At 73.9% G+C, this 21,699-nt stretch carries 21 protein-coding genes; 11 read left to right on the plus strand and 10 right to left on the minus strand.

Going from position 1 to position 21,699, the window contains the following annotated elements:
• Positions 1-157: 157 nt before the first annotated feature.
• The 3 genes from BLS99_RS06720 to BLS99_RS06730 form a co-directional block, all read right to left on the minus strand.
• On the minus strand, positions 158-721 hold the full coding sequence (locus tag BLS99_RS06720) for a hypothetical protein (protein ID WP_091045772.1): 564 nt from the start codon (positions 719-721) through the stop codon (positions 158-160).
• Between the two features lie 62 nt (positions 722-783).
• On the minus strand, positions 784-2,136 hold the full coding sequence (locus BLS99_RS06725) for a UDP-N-acetylglucosamine 1-carboxyvinyltransferase (RefSeq protein ID WP_091045774.1): 1,353 nt from the start codon (positions 2,134-2,136) through the stop codon (positions 784-786).
• 60 nt (positions 2,137-2,196) lie between these two features.
• The gene (locus tag BLS99_RS06730) at positions 2,197-3,123 is read right to left on the minus strand and encodes a LysR family transcriptional regulator (protein ID WP_091045778.1); all 927 of its coding nucleotides are present in this window, start codon (positions 3,121-3,123) and stop codon (positions 2,197-2,199) included.
• 228 nt (positions 3,124-3,351) lie between these two features.
• Between BLS99_RS06730 and BLS99_RS06735 the strand changes: the two genes are divergently transcribed.
• From BLS99_RS06735 to BLS99_RS06760, 6 genes are all read left to right on the plus strand, one after another.
• A complete protein-coding gene (locus tag BLS99_RS06735) occupies positions 3,352-3,504 on the plus strand; it encodes a hypothetical protein (protein ID WP_218126322.1) in 153 nt (50 codons plus the stop codon).
• A gap of 102 nt (positions 3,505-3,606) precedes the next feature.
• A complete protein-coding gene (locus BLS99_RS06740) occupies positions 3,607-3,999 on the plus strand; it encodes a CBU_0592 family membrane protein (protein ID WP_091045784.1) in 393 nt (130 codons plus the stop codon).
• A 20-nt stretch (positions 4,000-4,019) separates the two neighbouring features.
• On the plus strand, positions 4,020-4,667 hold the full coding sequence (locus BLS99_RS06745; protein ID WP_091045787.1) for a response regulator: 648 nt from the start codon (positions 4,020-4,022) through the stop codon (positions 4,665-4,667).
• A 79-nt stretch (positions 4,668-4,746) separates the two neighbouring features.
• Entirely contained in the window at positions 4,747-5,331 is a 585-nt protein-coding gene (locus BLS99_RS27325) for an IMPACT family protein (RefSeq protein ID WP_281243541.1), read from the plus strand.
• A gap of 10 nt (positions 5,332-5,341) precedes the next feature.
• Positions 5,342-6,322: a glycoside hydrolase family 43 protein gene (locus BLS99_RS06755; protein WP_218126323.1), complete on the plus strand. Its 981-nt coding sequence runs from the start codon at positions 5,342-5,344 to the stop codon at positions 6,320-6,322.
• Positions 6,323-6,408: 86 nt separating this feature from the next.
• A complete protein-coding gene (locus tag BLS99_RS06760) occupies positions 6,409-7,398 on the plus strand; it encodes an NAD(P)-dependent alcohol dehydrogenase (protein ID WP_091045794.1) in 990 nt (329 codons plus the stop codon).
• A 578-nt stretch (positions 7,399-7,976) separates the two neighbouring features.
• Here BLS99_RS06760 and arfB read toward each other — a convergent pair.
• The 5 genes from arfB to BLS99_RS06790 all read right to left on the minus strand — a co-directional run bounded on the left by arfB (position 7,977) and on the right by BLS99_RS06790 (position 14,240).
• Positions 7,977-8,396 (minus strand): alternative ribosome rescue aminoacyl-tRNA hydrolase ArfB, encoded by a 420-nt coding sequence (gene arfB, locus BLS99_RS06770; RefSeq protein WP_091045798.1) that lies wholly within the window; start codon positions 8,394-8,396, stop codon positions 7,977-7,979.
• Positions 8,397-8,406: 10 nt separating this feature from the next.
• Positions 8,407-9,447, minus strand: coding sequence for an aminoglycoside phosphotransferase/kinase family protein (locus BLS99_RS06775; protein WP_091045801.1), 1,041 nt, complete (start codon positions 9,445-9,447; stop codon positions 8,407-8,409).
• 118 nt (positions 9,448-9,565) lie between these two features.
• Complete coding sequence (locus BLS99_RS06780) at positions 9,566-10,654, minus strand: hypothetical protein (RefSeq protein ID WP_091045805.1); 1,089 nt, start codon at positions 10,652-10,654, stop codon at positions 9,566-9,568.
• A 244-nt stretch (positions 10,655-10,898) separates the two neighbouring features.
• Positions 10,899-13,400, minus strand: a complete 2,502-nt coding sequence (locus BLS99_RS06785) for a DUF3516 domain-containing protein (RefSeq protein WP_091045809.1) — start codon at positions 13,398-13,400, stop codon at positions 10,899-10,901.
• Between the two features lie 39 nt (positions 13,401-13,439).
• A complete protein-coding gene (locus BLS99_RS06790; protein ID WP_091045813.1) occupies positions 13,440-14,240 on the minus strand; it encodes an exodeoxyribonuclease III in 801 nt (266 codons plus the stop codon).
• 113 nt (positions 14,241-14,353) lie between these two features.
• On the opposite strand from BLS99_RS06790, the gene BLS99_RS06795 reads away from it, so the two are divergent.
• From BLS99_RS06795 to BLS99_RS06815, 5 genes are all read left to right on the plus strand, one after another.
• Positions 14,354-16,630 carry a hypothetical protein gene (locus BLS99_RS06795; protein ID WP_143034708.1) on the plus strand — a complete coding sequence of 759 codons (2,277 nt, stop codon included), beginning with the start codon at positions 14,354-14,356 and terminating at the stop codon, positions 16,628-16,630.
• Positions 16,631-16,691: 61 nt separating this feature from the next.
• Positions 16,692-17,471, plus strand: a complete 780-nt coding sequence (locus BLS99_RS06800; protein ID WP_091045819.1) for an exodeoxyribonuclease III — start codon at positions 16,692-16,694, stop codon at positions 17,469-17,471.
• 68 nt (positions 17,472-17,539) lie between these two features.
• On the plus strand, positions 17,540-18,502 hold the full coding sequence (locus tag BLS99_RS06805; protein WP_091045822.1) for a coiled-coil domain-containing protein: 963 nt from the start codon (positions 17,540-17,542) through the stop codon (positions 18,500-18,502).
• 13 nt (positions 18,503-18,515) lie between these two features.
• The gene (locus BLS99_RS06810) at positions 18,516-19,154 is read left to right on the plus strand and encodes a maleylpyruvate isomerase N-terminal domain-containing protein (RefSeq protein WP_091045826.1); all 639 of its coding nucleotides are present in this window, start codon (positions 18,516-18,518) and stop codon (positions 19,152-19,154) included.
• Positions 19,154-19,642 carry a hypothetical protein gene (locus BLS99_RS06815; RefSeq protein ID WP_143034709.1) on the plus strand — a complete coding sequence of 163 codons (489 nt, stop codon included), beginning with the start codon at positions 19,154-19,156 and terminating at the stop codon, positions 19,640-19,642. The genes BLS99_RS06810 and BLS99_RS06815 overlap by 1 nt, the downstream gene beginning before the upstream one ends.
• Here BLS99_RS06815 and BLS99_RS06820 read toward each other — a convergent pair whose 3' ends face one another.
• Together BLS99_RS06820 and BLS99_RS06825 are read right to left on the minus strand one after the other, a co-directional pair.
• On the minus strand, positions 19,643-20,137 hold the full coding sequence (locus BLS99_RS06820) for a methylated-DNA--[protein]-cysteine S-methyltransferase (protein ID WP_281243542.1): 495 nt from the start codon (positions 20,135-20,137) through the stop codon (positions 19,643-19,645).
• Positions 20,134-21,639, minus strand: coding sequence for a DNA-3-methyladenine glycosylase 2 family protein (locus BLS99_RS06825; RefSeq protein WP_425432606.1), 1,506 nt, complete (start codon positions 21,637-21,639; stop codon positions 20,134-20,136). The genes BLS99_RS06820 and BLS99_RS06825 overlap by 4 nt, the downstream gene beginning before the upstream one ends.
• Between the last annotated feature and the right edge of the window lie 60 nt (positions 21,640-21,699).

Genomic DNA, 21,699 nt, shown 5'->3' on the forward strand with positions numbered 1-21,699 from the left:
GCGCTACTTCGAGTAGCAGAGCGTATAGCGCCGCCACCGGGCGGGACAACAGCCGTTCGGGCCCTTGCGCTCCACCGCCCGGACCATTCTGGAGCGACCGGATACGTTGCGGCCGTAGCCTTTCGGTGCATATCGCGAATTTCGAAGGCTTGTGCGATCAGACGATGTGGAAGTACCACAGGGCGAGGTAGGCGGTCGCGCCGAGGAAGGCGATGAGGACCAGGAGGACGAGCCATCCTGCGGCGGCCTCGAACATGCCGGGGCGGCCCGCGTCGCCGCCTGCCGCGGCCACCGGCTCCCACACGGACTCGTCGAGGATTCGCATGGGCGCGAGGGCCTTCGCGGGCGGGTACCAGGCCCGCGCCTGGTCGGCGAGGGCGGTGCGGTTGGCGGCCTGGAGGCGCCCGCGCCGGTTGTAGGAGAACAGGGCCACTTCGGACTCATCGGCGAGGGCGGCGACGGCGTCGTCCACGGGCATGCTCGTGTACAGGCGCCGTCTGCGGTCGGGGGCGCCGGTGCCGACGATCATGGGGACGTCCGCGGCGGTCACCTCGACGCCGGGCGCCTTGGCGGCGGCGACGGTCCGGGCGGACTCGACCGCGGCCTCCCACTGCGGGACGGGGAGGTGGTCGCCGTCGGTGCGGTCGAGGTGCCGCAGGTGCGCCTGGACGAGGCTGAGGAGGGCGTACGTCTGGGGCGGCACGTCGGACGGCATGTTCATGCGTTGAAGTGTCACATACCGTCGCGGTCGCCGCACCGGTCCCGACCTCGCGAGTGCGTCACTCAGAACGGCTCGATCTCGGCGCCGAGGAGCTGGAGGCGCTCGGCGAGGTGCTCGTAGCCGCGGTGGATGACGTTGATGTGGCGCAGTTCGGAGGTGCCGCGGGCGCGGAGCATGCCGAGCAGGAGCACGACGGCGGGCCGCAGCGCGGGCGGGCACGTGACCTCGGCCCCGGACCACTCGACAGGCCCCTCGACGCTGATGCGGTGGGGGTCGAGCAGGCGGACGTGCGCGCCGAGCCGGTTGAGTTCGGTCAGGTAGATCGCGCGGTTCTCGTAGACCCAGTCGTGGATCATCGTCGACCCCTCGGCGCAGGAGGCGATGAGCGCGAAGAACGGCAGGTTGTCGATGTTGAGCCCGGGGAAGGGCATCGGGTGGATCTTGTCCATGGGCGCGCGCAGGCGCGAGGGGTGGACGGTGAGGTCGGCGAGGCGGGTGCGGCCGTTCTCGGCGAGGTACTCGGGGCCGCGGGCGTACTCGAGGCCCATCTCCTCGGCGAGGGCGAGTTCGATCTCGGTGAACTCGATGGGGACGCGGCGGACGGTGATCTCGGAGTCGGTGACGATGGCGGCCGAGACGAGGCTCCACGCCTCGATGGGGTCCTCGGAGGGCGCGTAGTCGACGTCGGCGTCGAGGTCCTCGCGGCCGTGGACGGTGATGGTGGTGGTGCCGGCGCCGTCGATGCGGATGCCGAGGTGCTCCAGGTAGAAGCAGAGGTCCTGGACCATGTAGTTGCAGGAGGCGTTGCGGATGACGGTGACGGCCGGGAACCGGGCGGCGGCCATGATCGCGTTCTCGGTGACGGTGTCGCCGCGCTCGGTCAGGACGATGGTGCCGGGCGGGTCGACGCGGTCCTTGACGGTGGCGCGGTAGGCGCCGCCGGAGGTCTCGACGGCGAGGCCGAAGCGGCGCAGGGCGACCATGTGCGGTTCGACGGTGCGGTCGCCGAGCTCGCAGCCGCCGGCGAACGGCAGCTCGAACTCGGGGTAGTCGTGCAGCAGCGGGCCCAGGAACATGATGATCGACCGGGTGCGCCGGGCGGCGTCGGCGTCGACGCGGGTGAGGTCGAGGCGCTCGGGCGGGGTCAGGCGCAGGTCCTGGCCGATCCACTCGTAGTGGACGCCCATGGAGGCGAGGACCCGCAGGATGCGGTTGACCTCCTCGATGCGCGCGACCTTGCGGAGGGTTGTGGTGCCGCGGTTGAGGAGGCTGGCGCACAGGAGTGCGACGCAGGCGTTCTTGGAGGTCTTCACGTCGATGGCGCCCGAGAGCATGGTGCCGCCGGTGACGCGCAGGTGCCTGGGGGCGTCGCCGCCCGCGCCGTCGCTGGGAGCGGCGCTGCCGTAGTCGAACATGCGGTCAGCGTAACGGAGACGAGTGTCCGAATAGGGTCGTTCGTGTTCGAAGGGCGCCGGTCAGGGGGCCGGGTTGATGCCCTCGGCGGCGCGGATCCGCTCGTCGAGGAGCTCCATGACCGCGGCGACGGCGGGCCGCCGGGACCCGCCGCGCAGCGTGACGGCCCGGAAGTGCCGGTAGGGCGTGTAGGGGCCGCCGATGGGGACGCGGACGAGGTCGAGGTGGTGGGGGAGGTCGACCAGGCGCGGGATGAGCGCCACGCCCATCCGGTGGTCGACCATGATCGCGATGACGGGCCATTCGCGGGCCTCGCCGGTGACAGTGGGCCGGAACCCGGCGTTGGAGCAGGCGGTGAGGACGTGGCGGCGGTGGATGGAGCCGGGGACGCCGATGATCCAGGGTTCGCGTTCGAGGTCGCGCAGGTCGGCCTTGCCGGCGCCGGCCACCCAGTGGTCGGCGGGCACGACGAGGTCGAACGGGTCGTTGAAGACGGTCTGGGAGTCGAAGCGGATGTCCTCGGGCGGCGGGTTGTCGGGGGTGGCCTCGACGAGGGCGAGGTCGGCGTCGCCGGAGAACAGCAGGTCGAAGCTCTCGGTGGCCTCGGCTTCGCGCAGGCGCAGTTCGAGGCTGGGGTAGCGGTCGCGGGCGGCGTCCACGAGGGGGGCGAGGAGCGTGGCGATGGCGGTGGGGAAGCCGCACAGGCGCAGGAGCCCGGAGGGCTCGCCCTCGGTCGCCTGGATCTCGGCCTCGGCGAGGCGCCACATGGCCTCGATGGCGTCGATGTGGGCGATGAGGATCTGGGCGGCCGAGGACAGGCGCACCCCGCGCCCGACCGGTTCGAGGAGGGGCACGCCGAGGTCCTTGGAGAGCAGGCGGATCTGCTGGGAGGCGGCCGAGGTGGACATGTGGAGCGCCTTGGCCGCGCCCGAGACGGTCCCGTGGTGGGCGATGGCCCGCAGGACGTGCAGGCGGCGGAGGTCGATCACCGTGTGGCCCCAATCCCTTTAGTTTCCGCTTCACGATGAGTTTCGCAAACCATCGTCGCCCAAGTGTTGTAGCCCGGACGAATGGGACCTTAACCTCGATCGTGAGCGTGGTGCCGGCGTCGGAGCCGGCGGGTGCGCGCTCGAATCGAACACGCGATCCCCGATGCCTGTGAGGAGGACACGGTCATGCCCTGCTGCCCGTACTGCGGTTGGCCCGACGACGATCCGGTGACGACCGTGTCCCGGCACCCGGGCGCCGCCGGCGCCACGGTGTGGACGCGGTGCATCTGCGGTTCGCTCCAGATGCGCGTCCAGCGCGGCGACGTGCTCGCGGTCTGCGCGCGGAGCAGACCGAGCGGCCACCCGGCCGCCGCCTTCTAGCGCGTCAGCGCTCCTCCCGCACAACCTCACTTGAGTTCCGCTCGCGCCCGATCGGGCGCGGGTGCAGTCCTGCCTGCCTACGCTTCGAAAAGGGTTCACGAAATGCACGACTTCGACGTCCGGATCATGCTCCAGATCCTCGGCGCCCTGCTCTACATCACCAACTTCCTGCTCCTGCAGACCCACCGCATCCACGCGACGAAGCCGGCGTCGCTGGGCCTGGTGATCTCGGCCTGCTCGATCCTGCTGACCGCGGCGGTCATCGGCCGCGACTGGGGACTGATCCTCCTCGAAGGCACCTGGCTGATCATGGTCGCCACCACGTTCGTCATCCGCCAGCGCGCGGCGCGGCGGCAGGCGGTGCTGGAGCGGGAGGCGGTGGTCTCGGCGGTGCCGGCGCGTCCGGTGGCGGTGCGGGTGTCGGAGCCGGTCGCAGAGCCGGTCGTGGAGCCGGTGCTGGTGCGGGAGCCGGAACTGGCGGGTGCCGCGGCGTAGGGGCCGGTTAGGCTCGGGGCGTGGTTATCCGAGTGCTCATCGCAGACGATCAGGAGATGGTCCGGGCCGGGTTCCGGGCCATCATCGACGCGCAGCCCGATATGGAGGTGGTCGCGGACGCGCCTGACGGGGTGGTGGCGGTGGCGGAGGCGCGGCGGTTGCGGCCGGACGTGTGCCTGTTCGACATCCGGATGCCGCGTCTGGACGGTCTGGAGGCGACGCGGACGCTGCTGGCGGGTGCGAACGGTTCGGGGCCGCGGGTGGTGGTGGTGACGACGTTCGACACGGACGAGTACGTGTACGGTGCGCTGCGGTCGGGGGCGACGGGGTTCTTGTTGAAGGATTCTGGTCCGACGTTGCTGGTGGAGGCGGTGCGGGCGGCGGCGAGCGGTGAGTCGCTGGTGTCGCCGTCGGTGACGGTGCGGCTGCTGGAGCGGTTGAGCGAGCCGGTGAAGGACGGTCCGGAGGCGGTGCGGGTGCTGACGGAGCGGGAGTTGGATGTGGTGGAGCTGGTGGCGCGGGGGCGGACGAATGCGGAGATCGCGGGGACGCTGTTCGTGTCGGTGTCGACGGTGAAGACGCATCTGGAGTCGGTGCGGGCGAAGCTGCCGGCGCGGAACCGGGTGGAGATCGCGGCGTGGGCGTGGGAGCACGGCGTCGTCGGTTGATGCTGTCTGCTGGGGTGCTGTCGGTTGTGGTGCGGTTGCGGGGGTGCGGGTGATGCGGGGTCTCGCGGTGGGGTCGTCGGTGACGGAGACGGTGGTGACGCGGTCGCGGTTCGTGTGCTCGCTGTTCCGGGTGGGTTCGGAGGGTGAGGCGCGGGAGCGGGTGGCGGCGGTGCGGCGGGAGTGGTGGGAGGCGTCGCACCACTGCACGGCGTATGTGCTGGAGGGGGGCCGGGTGGCGCGGTCGAGTGATGACGGGGAGCCGGCGGGGACGGCGGGTGCGCCGATGCTGGAGGTGCTGCGGGGCCTGGAGCTGACGGAGGTGCTGGCGGTGGTGACGCGGTACTTCGGGGGTGTGAAGCTGGGTGCGGGCGGTCTGGTGCGGGCCTATGGCGGTGCGGTGTCGGCGGCAGTGGATGCGGCGGGGACGGTGGAGTTGGAGTGGTGGCCGCGGCTGCTGATCCGGGTCGATTATGCGAATGCGGGGAGTATGGAGGGGCTGCTGCGGTTGCGTGAGGACGTGCGGTTGGCGGAGGTGCTGTTCACGGACGTGGTGACGTTCGATGTGGCGTGTGCGGACGCGGAGCTGCTGGCGGCGTGGGCGGCGGGGCAGTCGGCGGGGTCGGCGGAGGTGGAGCCGGCGGGGTCGGTGCGGGTGGAGTTGTAGGATCCGTGTTGTGACCGATAACAATCTGATTCGGGGCAGCGGCGCCGCGTTCCCGAACCCCTTCATCCGCGAGCGCGCCGACCCGCAGATCCTGCGGCACGGCGGCCGGTACTACTTCACCGCGACGGTCCCCGCGTACGACCGGATCGTCCTGCGCACCGCGGCCACCCTCGACGGGCTGCGCACGGCCGAGGAGTCCACGATCTGGGTGCGGCACGCCGAGGGCGCGATGGGCTCGCACATCTGGGCGCCCGAACTGCACCGGATCGGCGGCGGCTGGTACGTGTACTTCGCGGCCGGGGAGGCCGACACGGCGACCGGGGACGTGTGGCGGATTCGCATGTACGTCCTGGAGAACCTGAGCGAGGACCCGCTGGCCGGGGAGTGGACCGAGAAGGGGCGGATCGCGACCCCGGTCGACTCGTTCTCCCTGGACGCCACCACGTTCGCGCACGGAGGCCGCCGGTACCTGTGCTGGGCGCAGCACGACCCGGGCCTGGCCGGTTCGAACACGAGCCTGTACCTCGCCGAGCTGGCCGACCCGTGGACGCTCGCGGGCGACCCGGTCGAGATCTCGCGGCCCGAACTGGACTGGGAGACCGTCCGGTTCGCCGTCAACGAGGGCCCGTACGCGCTGGTGCGCAACGGGAGAGTGTTCCTCACCTACTCCGCTTCGGGGACGGGCGCGGAGTACTGCGTGGGGCTGCTGACCGCCGACGCGGACGCGGACCTGCTCGATGCCGCGTCGTGGTCGAAGAGCCCGGTCCCGGTGTTCGGCACCAGTGCCGCGCACGGGATCTACGGGCCGGGGCACAACGCGTTCACCGTCGGCGAGGACGGGCGGGACCTCCTGGTCTTCCACGCCCGCGCGTACGAGGAGGTCGCCGGGGACCCGCTCGACAACCCCGACCGGCACTGCCGCGTGCAGCCCTTCACCTGGCGCGAGGACGGCACCCCCGACTTCGGGCTCCCGCTGCCCGAGAACGCTTAGCGTCCGTCGCGCGTCGGCCGGTCGGCCGAGGCGCGGGCGGTCCCTTGGGGACTAGCGTGGGACTCCCACCCCTGTGAGGAGTCCCCATGAAAGCCGTCGTCCAGGACCGGTTCGGCCCGCCCGAGCAGGTCCTCCGCGTCACCGACACCGACCGGCCCGTCCCGGGCCCCGGCGAGGTCCTCGTCCGGCTCCGGGCCACCAGCGTGAACACGCCCGACTGGATCGCCGTCGCCGGCGTCCCGTACGCGCTGCGCCTGGCCGCCCGCGCCGAGGGCGCGGTGCGCGGCACCGACATCGCCGGCACGGTCGCGGCCCTGGGCGAGGGCGTCACCGCGTTCGCCCTGGGGGACGCGGTGTTCGGCACCAAGTGGGGGTCGGGGTTCGCCACGGCCGGGACGTTCGCGGAGTACACGGTGACCGCCGCCGACCGGCTCATCGCGAAACCGGAGGCGCTGGCGTTCACCGACGCGGCCGCGTGCGTCATGTCGGGGCTGACGGCCCGGGCGGCCGCGGTCGACGCGTTCCCGACCGGGCCGGGGACGCGGCTGCTGGTCAACGGCGCGTCCGGGGGCGTGGGGACGTTCGCGGTGCAGATCGCCAAGCACCGCGGCGCGCACGTGACGGCCGTGTGCGGGCCGCGGAACCTCGACCTGGTGCGCGACCTGGGCGCCGACGAGGCGATCGACTACACCGAGCGCGACTTCACGGCCGGGCCCGACCAGTACGACGCGATCCTCGACAACGTCCTCAACCACCCGCCCCGGCGATCGTTCCGCGCCCTCGCCCCGGGCGGGGTGTACCTGCCCAACAGCATCGGCAACACCGGCGGGCTCCTCGCCGGGCTCGCGACCATGGCCGGGGCGAACCTGCGCGGCATGGCCACGCGCACCACCGTGCGGTCGGTGGACGGGAACTTCACGCCCGACCGCCTCGCCGAGGTCGCCGCGCTCGTCACCTCCGGCGCGGTGACGCCGGTGATCGACCGCGTCTACCCCCTGGAGGAGACCCCGGCCGCGGTGGCGCACATGTACACCCACCACGCGCGCGGGAACGTCGTCATCACCATGGGCGACTAGCGCTTCGAACGACCACAGCTCCAGGCGACAGGACCCCACGCGGCCGGCGCGTCGGGCGCCTAGGACCCCGCGGCCTCGCGCAGCAGCCGGACCGCCTTCGGGCCCACCCCGTGCAGCGCCCCCAGCTCCCGGTCGGTGAGCGCCGCGACCTGGGCGAGCGTGGTGATCCCCGCGTTCGCCAGCGCCCGGGTCGCGGGCCGGCCGATCGCCGCGGGGAGGTCCCGACCTCCCCGGACCCGGCCCGGTCGGCCGCGGCCGCCTGCGCGGCGAGGCCGGCGGGTGCGGCGGCGAGCCAGGCGCGGCGCACCCAGTGGTTGAGGGCCTGCCCGCCGATCCCGGCCACCGGCACCCGCGCCCCGTCACCGGTCCGTTCGGCCTCGGCCTCCTGGCGCACCAGGTCGTCGGCGTCCGCCTCCGGCAGGCGCAAGTGGACGGTCCGGTCCGCGTCGAGGGACGCGTACACGGCCCCGGCGACGGCGTAGGTCGTGCCGTCGGCGGTCGTGCCGGGGTTGGCGAGGGCGGTCTTGGCCAGGTGGGCGGCGGTCGTCATGGGGTCCACGATCCCATACGGGTGCGACTCAGTCCCCGGTGTCGCGGCGGCCGCGCTTGACCTCGCCGCGGCGCTTCTTGTCCTCCAGGCGGCGCCGCTTCTGGCCCCGGGACGGCTTGGTGGCGCGGCGGGGCGGGGGCGGGGCGGCGATGGCGCGGCGCAGGGCCTCACCGAGGCGCTCGGCGGCGGCCTCCCGGTTGCGCAGCTGGGACCGGAACTCGGAGGCGGCGATCACGAGCGTGCCGTCCACGAGCCTGGATTCGAGGCGGGCGAGGGCGCGTTCGCGCAGGGCGGGCGGGAACACCCGGGTGGCGGCGAGGTCGAAGACGAGTTCGACGCGGGAGTCGGTGGTGTTGACGCCCTGCCCGCCCGGGCCCGAGGAGCGGGAGAAGCGCCAGTGCAGCTCGGCGTCGGGGATCGCGTACTGGGCGGTGACGGTGACGGGCATGCGCGGGCTTTCAGGTGTCGAGGGCGGTGCGGGCCCAGCGGACGAGCATCGCCAAGATCGGGCGGCGCCGGGCCAGGACGTCCAGGTCGGCGCCGGCGTCGTAGTCGCTGCTGCCGACGCCCTGCCCGGCGGCCAGGCGCCCGAGCATCATCGAGGCGAGCCAACAGTACTTCGCGGCCCCCGCGGCCGCGACGGCTTTTCGCACCCCGGCCTCGTCCCGGTGCCCGGCCTCGGCCAGGCCTTCGAGGTAGGCGCCGGTGAGGGCGGTCTCGGCGTCGGCGAGGAGGGCGACGTCCTGGTGCCCGTCGAGGAACGCGTCCGGGATGAGGTTCGCGAGGTCCTCGCCGATCGCGCCGGTGCCGGTGAACGCCCAGTCGAACAGGGCGAAATCGCCGTCGGGGCGGCGGTAGAGGTTCATGGGCCACACGTCGAGGTGGCAGAGGGTCTGCGGGGCGGCCTCGGCGAGCGCGAACAGGTCCGTGCGCCGCTCCCACATGGCGCGCAAGCCGTTGCGGAGGTCCGCGGGCCAGTGCGCGGCGGCGGCCGAGTGGTCCCAGTCGACGTCCCCGAAGTCGCGGCGGCCCGCGTAGGAGCGCAGGAACCGGCGCGAATGCCACGCCTCCTCGCGGTGCGGGCGGCCCTGGGCGGCGCCGAGGCGGCGGGCGAACTCGGCGAGGTCGTCGACGCCCAGGCCCGTGCCCGGGGTGCCCTCGACCTTCTCGAGCCACAGTTCGAGGCTCCCGTCGGGGCGCTCCCCGGCCGCCATGAGCGCGGGCGCCCCGATCCCGGTGTCGCGGCCGTACCCGGCGGCGAACCCGCTCGTGTACGCGGCGTGCTCGCGCCGCCAGTAGTTCCAGTGCCGCGGATCCGCCGACGCCTCCCAGCCCCCGCGCCCGGCCCCGCCGGGCGTCAGGTGCTTGAGGACGGCGGCCCCGCCGGGCCCGGTGACCTGCCAGATCCCGCCCGTCGCCTGATTCCCGGTGTTGTGGACCAGCGCGGTCGCCGCACGGACGGGCGAGCCGATGGGGGAGTGGCAGGGGTCCTCGAGCACGCCGAGGATTCTCTCAGGCCCCCACCCGGAAGCACCGGCCGGTCCTCGGCTGCGGGCCGACGGTCTCGAACACGGCACCCGCTGGCGGCACCGGCCGGGCGGCGGCCGGCGGGGCCGGTCAGCGGTCCAGGAGTTCGGCCATCCAGTCGGCGGCGACGAGCGGGTAGTCCTCGGCGCTGCTGCTGGAGCACCGGTCGATGCGGTCGGCCTCGCAGGTGCGCACATCGACGGCGACCGCGGTGCGCAGCGGCTGCGGATCAGCGCTCGCGGCGTTGAACTGGGCCCACCGGGCGAAGGGCACCGGCCCGGGGTCGGTGAACGGCAGGATCGCGACGGCGTCGTGGAGCAGGTCGGCGCCGACCGGGATACAGGCGGGCAGCAGGAGCCGGTCCTCGGCCGGGTACGCGGGCGCGGCGGCCGGCACGGTCTCGGCGGCGCGGGTGTGCTCGTCCGGGTCGGCGTAGCGGTCGGTGAGGTGGAGGTCGTCCAGGCGCAGCATGAGACCGGGTGCGGTGGCGCACTCGGGCGGCGGGGCGTGCTGGGGCCACCACGAGTTCGGGCCCCACAGACCCGAGTCGTAGGCGTTCCCGGTGTCGGACCCCAGACCGAAGTAGTCGACCAGGGGCTCCCGCGGCGCGTCGCCGGCCGGGTCGAGGTTCGCGGTCTGGGTGATGAAGAGGTGGTCGGGCCGCCAGCGATCCGCCTCCTCCTCGCCGAGGAACGCCGCTCCAGGAGGCTCGTGCCGGTCGCCGCGCACGCACGACTGGAGGAGCGCGGGCCCGTCGCCCGTGGTCAGGCGCGCGTTCAGGCAGTGCGGCCCGCCCTCGGTCAGGGTGTCGGCGGCGACCGCGAGACGCACCCCGGACCCGAGGCCGTCCTCGTAGGTCTCGACGCGGACCGCCGTCACCGCGAGACCGGGCTCCCACACCAGGTCGAGGACCGCGGCGCCGGCGGTGAGGCGCGCCGTGCGCGCGACCGCGAGGTCGTCGATGCCGTCGGCCAGTGCGGCCGGGTCGGCCGCCGCGGGCGCGGCGGCGAGGTCGGCGGCATCCCAGTCGGTGCGGTCGGTGGAGGCCGGGGCGACCCCGAGGGCGGCGTCCCGCAGGTCGCCCCAGAACACGGCGGCCAGCGCGAGGAGAGCGGCCGAGAGCAGGACGATCCATCTGGCGCGCAACGGGAACCGGGCCGAGGTCAGGAGCGGGGGCACGCAAGGGAGCCTACCGGCGCGCCGGCCCCGGCGGGGTGCAGCGGGTTCGGGCCGCCGTGCCGAGGAGCGGGGCGGCCCGCGCGTTCGACGGGCAGGCCCCGGTCTCGCCGCCGCGGTGCCCGCGCTCGTTCCGGCCGGCGCGGTCGCCGAGGACCCGCGGTGCCCGCGGACGCCGACCGCGCGGTCGAAGACCGGCACGACCCGGCGTTCCGCGAAGGCACCGCAGTGCCGCAACGGACCCGACTCAGGGCCGGTCGGAGAAGTCCTGTACCGCCATGACCACGGTGCCGGTCTCGTCGGAGGCGTCGAGGTCGACGGTGAAGACCATCGCCCAGTCGCGGTCGCCGGCCGGGTCGTCGATGGTCTGGCGGACCGTCCAGGTGCGGCCGTCCTTGGCGATGTCGAGGAAGCCGGCGCCGCGGGCGTCGCCGGTGGTGCCGATGTCGTCGTGCGCGGCGAAATAGGTCTCCAGGGCCGTGTCCCAGCGCGACACCGGCCAGCCGGTGTCGAGGGCGGCGAGGGCTTCGGGGCGGTCGGCGGCGGCGAGTTCGACGTGGCGGAACGCGGCGTTGCGCACCGCGATCGTGAACGCCCGCTCGTTGTCGGTGAACGCCCGCGCCGGCCGACCCGTGTCCAGGTCCCCGTCGTCGTCGGCCGGGTTCGTCAACTGCTCCCACTCGTTGATGAGCGAGGAGTCGGTCTGGCGGATCGTCTCGCCCAGCCACGCCGTCAGGTCATCGAGTTCGGCCCCGCCGGTGTCCTCGGGCAGGGTCTGCACCAGCGCCTTGTACGCGCTGGAGAGGTAGCGCAGCAGCAGGCCCTCGGCGCGCGGGAGCCCGTACAGGGCGATGTACTCCCCGAAGCTCATGCGGCCCTCCCAGATCTCGCGGAGGATCGACTTCGGTTCGAGCTGGTAGTCCGCGGCCCACGGGTGGCTCGCCTTGTACGCCCCGAACGCCTCCTCCAGCAGCTCGGCGAGCGGCTTGGGGTAGTCGACCTCGGCGTCCTCGAGCTGGTTCATGCGGTCGTAGTAGTCGAGCCCGTCGGCCTTCATCGCGTTGATCGCCTCGCCCTTGGCCTTGCTGCGCTGGGCGGCCAGGATCTGCCCCGGGCCCTCCAGGGTCGCCTCCACGATCGACACGACGTCCATCGCGTACTCGTCGGACTCCGCGTCGAGGAGCTCCAGGGCCGCCAGCGCGAACGGGGCGAGCGGCTGGTTGAGCGCGAAGTGGTCGGGCAGGTCCACGGTGAGCTTCACGGTGCCGCCGTCGATGACGATGATCCCGGCGTCGCGCAGGGTCCGGGCGATGGTGAGGGCGGTGCGGGCCATCTTCAACTGGGTGGGGCGGTCGGCGTGGGAGTCCTCGATGAGGGTGCGCACGTGGTTGAACGTGTCGCCGCCGCGGCCCAGGAGGTTGATGAGCATCGCGTGCGTCATGCGCATGCGAGACGTCAAGGGCTCGGGGGCGGCCTCGGACAGGCCGGTGAACGTCTCCTCGGACCAGCCGACGAAGCCCTCGGGGGGCTTCTTCTTCGCCATCTTCTTGCGCTTCTTGGGGTCGAGGCCGAACTTCTGCATGGCCTTCTCGTTCTCGATCACGTGCTCGGGGGCCTGGCAGACCACGAACCCCTCGGTGTCGAACCCGGCCCGGCCGGCGCGGCCGGCGATCTGGTGGAACTCACGGGCGCGCAGGCGGCGGGTGCGGCGCCCGTCGTACTTCGTCAGGCCCGTGAAGACCACGGTGCGGATCGGGACGTTGATGCCGACGCCGAGCGTGTCGGTGCCGCAGATGATCTTGAGCAGGCCCTGCTGGGCGAGGCGCTCGACCAGGCGCCGGTACTTGGGGAGCATCCCGGCGTGGTGGACGCCGATGCCAGCGCGCACCAGGCGGGCGAGGGTCTGCCCGAACTTCGTGGTGAACCGGAACCCGCCCAGGGCGGCCGAGATCGCGGCCTTCCGCTCCTTGTCGACGAGGTTGAGCGAGGCGAGGGCCTGCGCGGTCTCCAACGCGGCGGCCTGCGTGAAGTGCACGATATAAGCGGGTGCCTGCTCATTGCGGACGAGGATCTCCACGGTCTCGTGCAGGGGGGTCTTGCGGTAGTCGTAGTGGAGGGGGACGGGCCGGGTCGCGGAGGCGACCAGGGCGGTCTCGCGGCCGGTGCGGCGGGTCAGGTCCTGTTCGAAGAACGCCGTGTCGCCGAGGGTCGCGGACATGAGCGTGAACTGGGCGCGGTGCAGCTCCAGGAGCGGGACCTGCCAGGCCCAGCCGCGGTCGGGTTCGGCGTAGAAGTGGAACTCGTCGGCGACCACCGAGTCGCAGTCCAGGGCCGCGCCCTCGCGCAGGGCGAGGTTGGCGAGGATCTCGGCGGTGCAGCAGATGAGGGGCGCGTCGGGGTTGACGGCGGCGTCGCCGGTGAGCATGCCGACGTTCTCGTGCCCGAACTGCTCGCACAGCTCGAAGAACTTCTCCGACACCAGGGCCTTGATCGGCGCGGTGTAGAACGAGGTCCGCTGGTTGGCGAGCGCGTTGAAGTGCGCGGCGGCGGCGATGAGCGACTTGCCCGACCCGGTGGGGGTGGCCACGACGACGTTCTGGCCGGTGCAGATCGCCAGGAGCGCCTCCTCCTGGTGCTCGTACAGGACGATCCCGGCGTCCTCGGCCCACTGGGCGAAGGCGGCGTACACGTCGTCGGGTTCGGGTCGGTCGGTCCCGGGCAGGTAGTCGATGAGGCTCACGCGTACCAATGGTGCCCGCCCGCCCGGGGCGGCCGCCAGCGGGCCCCGCTAGTGGTCGTAGGTGACCAGGACCGGGGCGTGGTCGGACCAGCGCTGATCGTGGGTGGCGGCCCGGTCGACCCACGCCTTCGTGGCCGTGGCGGCGAGTCCGGCGGTGGCCACGTGCAGGTCGATGCGCCAGCCGGCGTCGTTGTCGAAGGCCCGGCCCCGGTAGGACCACCACGAGTAGGGGCCGTCGACGCCCGGGTGCAGGGCCCGCACCACGTCGACGAACCCGCGGGGCCCGTACACGTCGGTGAGCCAGGCGCGCTCCTGGGGCAGGAACCCGGCGGTCTTGCGGTTCGCCCGCCAGTTCTTCAGGTCCGGTTCGGCGTGGGCGATGTTCCAGTCCCCGCACACCAGGTACTCCCGGCCCTCGCCGGCGGCGGTCTTGGCGGCGTCAACGAGGTAGTCGGCGAACGCGGCCATGAACCGCTCCTTCTCCTCCTGCCGGGGCGTCTCGGCCTCACCGGAGGGCAGGTACAGGGACGCGACCGTCAACCCCGGGAGGTCGACCTCGGCGTAGCGTCCGGCGCCGTCGAACTCGGTCGACCCGAACCCGATCCGCGACGCCTCCGGCGCCTCGCGGGTGAGGACCGCCACGCCCGCGCGGCCCTTCGCCGTCAGCGAGGGGGCGACGAGCCAGTGCCAGCCTCCCGCCGCGGCCACGTCCGCGGGGACCTGCGACTCGTCGGCGCGGACCTCCTGGAGCAGCACCACGTCCGCTTCCACGTTCGCGAGCCAGTCGACCAGGCCCTTCTTGGCGGCGGCCCGGACTCCGTTGACGTTGGCGGTGGCGATGGTGCGCATGCGCCCACCCTAACGCGCCCCGCCGACGCCCCCCGGCAGCGGCGCGAGGGCCGCGGCACGGACCGTGCGGGACGGACCCGGACCGGACGCGAGGACCCCATAGACTACGGGGCATGACACAGGTGGCGGGTCGGCGGCGAGTGCCCAGGGGCGGTTCACGGGTGCGCTGGGCCGTGGCCGGCCTGGCCGCGGCGGCCGCGGCGCTGGCCCTGCCGCAGCCCGCCCAGGCCGCCGCCGAACCCGAGGCCGCCGGGATCGTCATCGTCGGCGTCCCCGGCCTGAAGTGGTCCGACATCGACCGGGCCGACACGCCGCACCTGTGGGACCTCGCCGACGAGGGCGCCTCCGCGGCGATGAGCGTGCGCACCCTCGGGTCGTGGACGTGCCCCGAGGCCGGGTGGGTCAGCCTCGGCGCCGGCGAGCGCGCCGGCGGCGCCGCCCCCCGCGACGCCCAGTGCTCGGCCCAGTCCCAGCTCGAGGCCCCCGCCGGCACCGGCGACGGCTGGACCGTCGAAGGCTGGGACGCCTTCGTGGAGGCCAACAGCGCCTTCAACTACGGGGCCCGCCTGGGGTCCCTCGCCGACGCGCTCGCCGAGGCCGCCCTCCAGCAGGAGACCGCCGCCGCCGAGGCCGAAGCCGACGGCGAACCCGCCCCCGAACCGAACCCGGGCTCGTGCGTCGCCGCGATCGGCGACGGCGCCGCGCTCGCCGCGGCCGACACCGAGGGCCGCATCGCCTACTGGGCGCCGGGCCTGGAGTCCCTGCCGGACGCCATGGACGCCTGCGACGTCGTCATCGTCGACCCCGGTGTCGTCGTCGGCGACACCGCCGACCGCGCCCCCGACACCGGCACCGACTACGACCAGCTCGGCGAGGACGACACCGAGGTCGGCACCGAGGAGACCAGCGGCGCCGAGGACGCCGGGGAGATCACCCCCGACACCGACCCCGTCCGCACCGCCGCCGCCCGCGACGCCGACACCGCCGTCGGGGCCGTCCGCGACGCCCTGCCCGAGGACTGGCGGCTCATCGTCGCCGGCGTCAGCGACGCCGCCGCCCCCTCCTCGCTCCACCCCGTCCTCTATACCGGGCCCGGGGTCGAGGCCGGCGAACTCACCTCCTCCACCACCGGCCGCGACGGGTACATCCAGCTCACCGACCTGACCGCGACGGCGCTCGCCGTCGTCGGCGCCGACATCCCCGCCACCGTCGCCGGCGCGCCCGTCACCGTCCGCCCCGACCCCGGGCACACCGCGGCCGGCGCCGTCGCCAAGGGCACCGACGAGACCGCCGCCGCCGCCGCGGTCGCCGACGTCTCCCCCTACTTCTACTGGACGCTCTCGTTCGTCGGCGTCGCCGCGATGCTCACCGCCGCCCACTACGCCGCCGGACGTGACCGCTTCCGGCGCACCGCCCGCACCGTGTGCCTGGCGTTCTCCACGGTCCCGGTCGCCGGAGTCGCCGCCGGCATCCCCCCGTGGTGGCGCGCCGACCACCCCAAGCTCGCGTTCTGGGCCCTCATCGCCGCCGGCATGATCGTCCTCACCACGGCCGTGTCCCTCCCGTGGACCCGCACCGGCGTCCGTCCGATCCTCCTCATCGCCGGGACCTGCGCCGGCCTCATCGCCGTCGACCAGATCTCCGGCGCCACCTGGCCCCTCCACACCCCCATGGGCTACACCGCGCAGGCCGGGGCCCGCTTCACCGGCCTGGGCAACTACGCCTTCAGCGTCTTCGCCGCCGCCGTCATCCTCCTGGTGTGCTTCATCCCCTGGCGGGGCCGCACCCGCGTGTGGGGGCCCCTCGCCATCGGCGTGTGCGCCGTCGTCATCGTCGGCGCCCCCATGCTCGGGCGCGACATGGGCGGCACCCTCACCCTCGTCGCCGCCGGGATCCTCTGCTGCCTGAAACTGTGGGGCCGGCGCCTGTCCATCGGCTCGGTCGCCCTCGCCGGCGGCATCGCCTTCACCGTGTTCGCCGTCGGCGGCGTCCTCGACTACCTGCGCCCCGAAGAGGACCAGACCCACCTGGGCCGGTTCGTCGGCTCCGTCCTCGACGGCTCCGCGCAGCTCATCCTCATCCGCAAGGCCCGCGCCGCCCTCGGCACCATCGACGAGTCCATGGCGTTCATCTCCTTCGCCGCACTCCTGGCCGCCGTCCTCATCTGGCGCACCCGCGCCCCCGTCCGCACCGACCCCGTCGCCGCCGCCGTCGTCGGCCTCACCACCGTCGCCGTCATCGGCGGCCTCGTCAACGACTCCGGGATGGCCATCCCCGGCTTCACCGCCGCCCTCGGCTTCGGCCTCCTCGCCGCCGCCGTCGGCCCCCGCCCCGACACCACCGCCGCCCCCGCCCCGGCAACGGTGACGAAAGCCCCAGCGGCGACCTGAACCGCACCCGCGCACCCCCGGTCCGCCCGATCACGCACCGCAGCCAGGTAGGGTGAGGCGCATGCGCGTGGCCACCTGGAACATCAACTCGCTCAAAGCCCGCCTCGAGCGGGTCCTGGCCTGGCTCGCCGCGGCCGAACCCGACGTCGTGTGCCTCCAAGAGCTCAAATGCGCCACCGCCGACGTCCCCGTCGAGGCGTTCACCGCCGCCGGGTACGAGACCGCCGCCTGGGGCACCGGCCGCTGGAACGGCGTCGCGATCCTCTCCCGCGTCGGCCTGACCGACGTCCGCCAGGGCATCGCCGGCCAGCCCGATTTCGCCGACGAGACCGAGGCGCGCGCCCTCACCGCCACCTGCGGGCCCGTCCGCGTCCAGACCCTCTACATCCCCAACGGCCGCGACACCGCCGACCCGCACTTCCCGTACAAGCTCGCGTTCCTCCAGGCCCTCGCCGCCGACGCCGCGACCGACGCCGCCGGGGACCTCCCCTTCGCCGCCATGGGCGACTACAACATCTGCCCCACCGACGACGACATCTGGGACGTCGAGGAGTGGACCGGCACCACCCACGTCACCACCGACGAACGCGACGCCCTCACCGCCGTCAAGGCCGCCGGCCTCGCCGACGTCTTCCCCCGCGCCCTCAAATACGACCAGCCGTTCACGTTCTGGGACTACCGCAACCTCGACTTCCCCAAGAACCGCGGCCTGCGCATCGACCTCGCGCTCGCCAACCCCGCGTTCGCCGCCGCCGTCACCGACGCCTACGTCGACCGCAACGAACGCAAAGGCAAGGGCGCCTCCGACCACGCACCCCTCGTGATCGACCTCGACCTGTAAACCTGCCGCGCGGCCACCCCACCGACCACGAGCCGCGCCCGATCCGCCGGAAGGGCTGACCTCCACCCGTGCGACACAAGATCCTCTCCGTCCTCCTCCTCGTCGCGCTCCTCGCGCTCCTGCCCGCACCCGCGGCCGCCGAACCCGACGAGGAGACCCTCGAAGCCGACCTCACCGCCGCCATCGCCGCCGTCAACGACGCCCAAGCGGCCGTCGACGACGCCGACGCCCGCGCCGCCGAGCTCGCCGCCCAGATCACCGAGACCCAGGCGCGCCTGGCCGAACTCCAGACCGACCTCAACGACTACGCCCTCTACCTCCACACCGAAGGCGACCTCCAGCAGACCAACGCGATCCTCTCCTCCGAGGACACCCAGGACCTCATCGACGCCATGACCTTCACCGGGTTCCTCGGCCAGGAGCGCGCCGCCCTCCTCGCCGACGCCGGCGAGATCCTCACCCAGCTCGAAGCCGAGCAGGCCGCCCACGCCGACACCGTCGCCGAAGCCGCCGCCGCCCTCGAGGACGCCGAGCAAGCCCAAGAGGACCTCGAAGAGCAGCTCGACGAACTGCGCGCCGAAGAGGCCGCCGGGCCCTCCGGCGACGGCGGCGCCCCCGGCGCCGGGGACTACAACGGCGGCGACGGCGGCTGCACCGAGGACGACCCCACCACCTCCGGGTGCCTCACCCCCCGCACCCTCAACATGTACTACGAGACCAAGGACGCCGGCTTCGACCACTACGTGTCCTGCTACCGCTCCGGCGGCTCCGGCGAGCACCCCCTCGGCCGCGCCTGCGACTGGGCCGCCGACGCCTCCGGCTTCCAGGACGCCGACGCCTCCGGCGACGACAAGGCCTACGGCGACCAGCTCGCCGCCTGGTACGTCAACAACGCCGACGCCCTCGGCGTCGAGTACGTCATCTGGTACCGCCAGTTCTGGTCCTCCGGCGGCGGCTGGCGCTCCTACTCCGGGCAGGACGGCACCCCCGCCGGCGACCACACCAACCACGTCCACGTCTCCATGCAGTAGCGGGAAGGGCACCATGACCGACACCAGGCACCAGTACCTCGCCGCCGCCGCGACCGGCCTCGCGCTCGTCGCCGACGACGCCGTCGCCGACCAGTGGACCGAGCCCTCCGCCCTCGAAGGGTTCACCGTCGGCGGCCTCGCCGCCCACCTCGCCCAGCAGATCACCGCCGTCACCGCCGCCCTCGACGCCGACCACGACGGCAAACCCGTCACCGGCCTCCACGACCACTACCGGCAGGCCCCCTGGGTCGGCGCCGACATCGCCGGCGACTACAACACCGCCATCCGCGACGGCGGCGAACACGCCGCGCAGGCCGGGCACGCCGCGGTCCTCACCGCGACCTCCGCGGCCCTCCAGCGCCTCGCCGCCGAACTCCCGCTCCTGGCCCCCGCGCACACCACCGGGAACACGCGCTGGCCGTACGCGATGCGCCTCGACCACTTCCTGACCACCCGGATCCTCGAACTCGTCGTCCACGCCGACGACCTCGCCTACTCCACCGGCCTGGACACGCCCGGTTTCGACGACGAGGCGTTCGCGACCGCCGCCGCGCTCCTGGCGCACCTGGCGGCGGCCCGGCACGGGCAGGCCGCGCTCGTGCGGGCGCTGGCCCGCACCGAGCGGGCCCCGGGGTCGATCAGCGGCCTGTGATGCGAGCGGCACGCGCCAGCGAACGGGAGCCGGGCCCGGTCGCGGCCATGGCCCCGCCGGCTCCGACCGTGCGCCGCGCCCTCGCGGCCGCCGCGTGGCTGCTGGTGGTCCTCGCCGGGCTCCTGGCCGCGGTGTGGGGCGTCGCGTGGGCGCTCGAAGGCGGCCCGCAGCCCTCCGCGGACGCGGTCGAGGAGGCCGTGCACCTGACCCTCCCCGACGGCACCGACGTGATCGACGCGGACCTGTCGCAGGCCCAGCCGCCCATGCCGGGCGACCGGGCCGAGGCCACGATCGCGGTGCCGGCCGAGGCGTTCGGGGAGTTCATCGACGGCAACGGCATGGACGCCCCGCTCCTGGCGGGCGTGACGCCGGCCGGGACCGCCTCGGGCGTCATCCCGGCCGGGTGCACCGACGAGGTCTGCTACGCGGCGACGATCATCGTCACCGAGGACGCGGTCGAGGTGCGCCTCACCGTCACCCTGATCTGATCAGGCGAACAGCGCGGGCTCGCCGCGCTCCAGGCCCAGCAGCCACTCCTTGCGCCACAGGCCCCCGGCGTACCCGGTGAGCTTCCCGTTCGAGCCGATCACCCGGTGGCAGGGGACGACGATCGCGATCGGGTTGCGCCCGTTCGCGAGCCCGACGGCCCGCACCGCCTTCGGGTCGCCCAGGTTCTGGGCGACGTCCAGGTAGGACCAGGTCTCGCCGTAGGGGATGCGGACCAGCTCGGCCCACACCCGGTGCTGGAACCCGGTGCCCTCGGCCGCCAGCGGCAGGTCGAAGTCCTTCAGCTCGCCCGCGAAGTACGCCAGGAGCTGCTCCTCGGCGGCGGCCAGGACCGGCGTGGGCTCCTCGGGCCCCCAGGCGTCCTTCATCTCCTCGACGCCCATGTGGACGTACGTCAGGCCCTCCTCGACCGCCGAGACCGCCATCAGCCCCAGCGGGGACTCGAACTTCACGTGCCGCGCATCGGTGCGCATCATGCGCTCGCCTTCTCTCGTGTCTGGTCGTCGTTGCGGGCCGGGCCCGCGGGGGTCCGGTTCGTCGGGTGCTCGGTGGCCGCCCACAGGTACTGGACGGCGTAGGCGCGCCACGGCCGCCACGACTGCGACCGGGCCTCCAGGGCCTTGCCGGCGCCGAGGCCGAGCGACGCGGCCCCCTTGGCGACGCCGAGGTCGGTGAGCGGGAACGCGTCGGGGTCGCCCAGGGCGCGCATGGCGATCATCTCCACCGTCCACGGCCCCACGCCGGGGACCGCGGCCAGCTGCTCGCGCGCGGCCGCCCAGTCCGCGCCCGGCCCCAGCTCCACGCGGCCCTCCGCGAGGGCCGCGGCGAGGGCCAGGACGGTGCGCTTGCGCCCGCCGGGCATCGGCAGGTCCGCGGGGTCGGCCTCGGCGAGGGCCGATGAGTCGGGGAACAGGCGCGTCAGGCCGCCGTCGGGGTCCTCGACGGTCTCGCCGTACCGCTCGGCCAGGCGCGCGGCGATCGTGGCCGCGGACGCGGTGGAGACCTGCTGGCCGATGACGGCGCGCACGGCGTACTCGGGCGCGTCGGCCTTGCGGGGGACGCGTCGGCCCGGGGTCTTGGCGACCAGGGGCCCGAGGACGCCGTCGCCGGCGAGCGCCTCGGCGGGCGCGCACGGGTCGGCGTCGAGGTCGAGCATGCGCCGGCAGCGGGCGACGGCGGCGGTGACGTCGCGCAGGTCGGCGACGCGCAGCCGGGCCTCGACGTACCCGGGCCCGGGGGTGAGGGCGGCGATGCCGGGCCCGCCGGGCAGGCGCAGGGTGCGCCGGTAGGCGCCGCCGCGCCACTCCTCGACGCCGGGGGCCGCCGCGGCGGCGAGGTGCCCGAACAGGTTCGAGGGCTCGAACGGCTCCCGGTAGGCCAGGCGCACGGTGATCGCCCCGCCCCCCGCGGGCCGGGTCCTGGTCTTGGCGCGCAGCTCGGTGGGGGAGCAGGCGTAGACCTCGGCGACGACGCGGTTGAACGCCCGGATGGAGGCGAACCCGGCGGCGAACGCGACCTGGCCCATGGGCAGGTCGGTGTTCTCGATGAGGGTGCGGGCGACCTGGGCCCGCTGGGCGCGGGCGAGGGCGGCGGGCCCGGCGCCGACCTCGGCGACCAGCAGCCGCTCCAACTGGCGCAGGGAGTAGCCCAGGCGCCGGGCGAGCCCGGCGGCGCCCTCGCGGTCGACCACGCCCTCGCCGATGAGGCGCATCGCCCGCGCGCACACGTCCGAGCGCCAGTCCCAGGCCGGGGACCCGGGGGAGGCGTCGGGCCGGCACCGCTTGCACGCGCGGTACCCGGCGTCCTGGGCGGCGGCCGCGGAGGCGTAGAACCGCTGGTGCTCGCGCTTGGGTTTGACGGCCGGGCAGGAGGGCCGGCAGTAGATGCGCGTGGAGGTGACCGCCAGGAACACCCAGCCGTCGAAGCGGGCGTCGCGTCCGGCGACGGCTGCCTGGAGCTGCTCCTCGTTGCCGAGGATCTGAAGATCGGCCATGGGTACCAGCTTGCCCCCTGGAGCCGGCCGCGGCTAGCCAGAAAT

The sequence above is a fragment of the Glycomyces sambucus genome (assembly GCF_900102815.1).
Lineage (GTDB): Bacteria > Actinomycetota > Actinomycetes > Mycobacteriales > Micromonosporaceae > Glycomyces > Glycomyces sambucus.

Bases quoted from the DNA above. Each gene is read 5' to 3' on its own strand.
- BLS99_RS06720 (WP_091045772.1), bottom strand. From the start codon at position 721: ATGAACATGCCGTCCGACGTGCCGCCCCAGACGTACGCCCTCCTCAGC.
- BLS99_RS06725 (WP_091045774.1), bottom strand. From the start codon at position 2,136: ATGTTCGACTACGGCAGCGCCGCTCCCAGCGACGGCGCGGGCGGCGAC.
- BLS99_RS06740 (WP_091045784.1), top strand. From the start codon at position 3,607: ATGCACGACTTCGACGTCCGGATCATGCTCCAGATCCTCGGCGCCCTG.
- BLS99_RS06760 (WP_091045794.1), top strand. From the start codon at position 6,409: ATGAAAGCCGTCGTCCAGGACCGGTTCGGCCCGCCCGAGCAGGTCCTC.
- arfB (WP_091045798.1), bottom strand. From the start codon at position 8,396: ATGCCCGTCACCGTCACCGCCCAGTACGCGATCCCCGACGCCGAGCTG.
- BLS99_RS06790 (WP_091045813.1), bottom strand. From the start codon at position 14,240: ATGCGCACCATCGCCACCGCCAACGTCAACGGAGTCCGGGCCGCCGCC.
- BLS99_RS06795 (WP_143034708.1), top strand. From the start codon at position 14,354: ATGACACAGGTGGCGGGTCGGCGGCGAGTGCCCAGGGGCGGTTCACGG.
- BLS99_RS06800 (WP_091045819.1), top strand. From the start codon at position 16,692: ATGCGCGTGGCCACCTGGAACATCAACTCGCTCAAAGCCCGCCTCGAG.
- BLS99_RS06810 (WP_091045826.1), top strand. From the start codon at position 18,516: ATGACCGACACCAGGCACCAGTACCTCGCCGCCGCCGCGACCGGCCTC.
- BLS99_RS06815 (WP_143034709.1), top strand. From the start codon at position 19,154: ATGCGAGCGGCACGCGCCAGCGAACGGGAGCCGGGCCCGGTCGCGGCC.
- BLS99_RS06820 (WP_281243542.1), bottom strand. From the start codon at position 20,137: ATGATGCGCACCGATGCGCGGCACGTGAAGTTCGAGTCCCCGCTGGGG.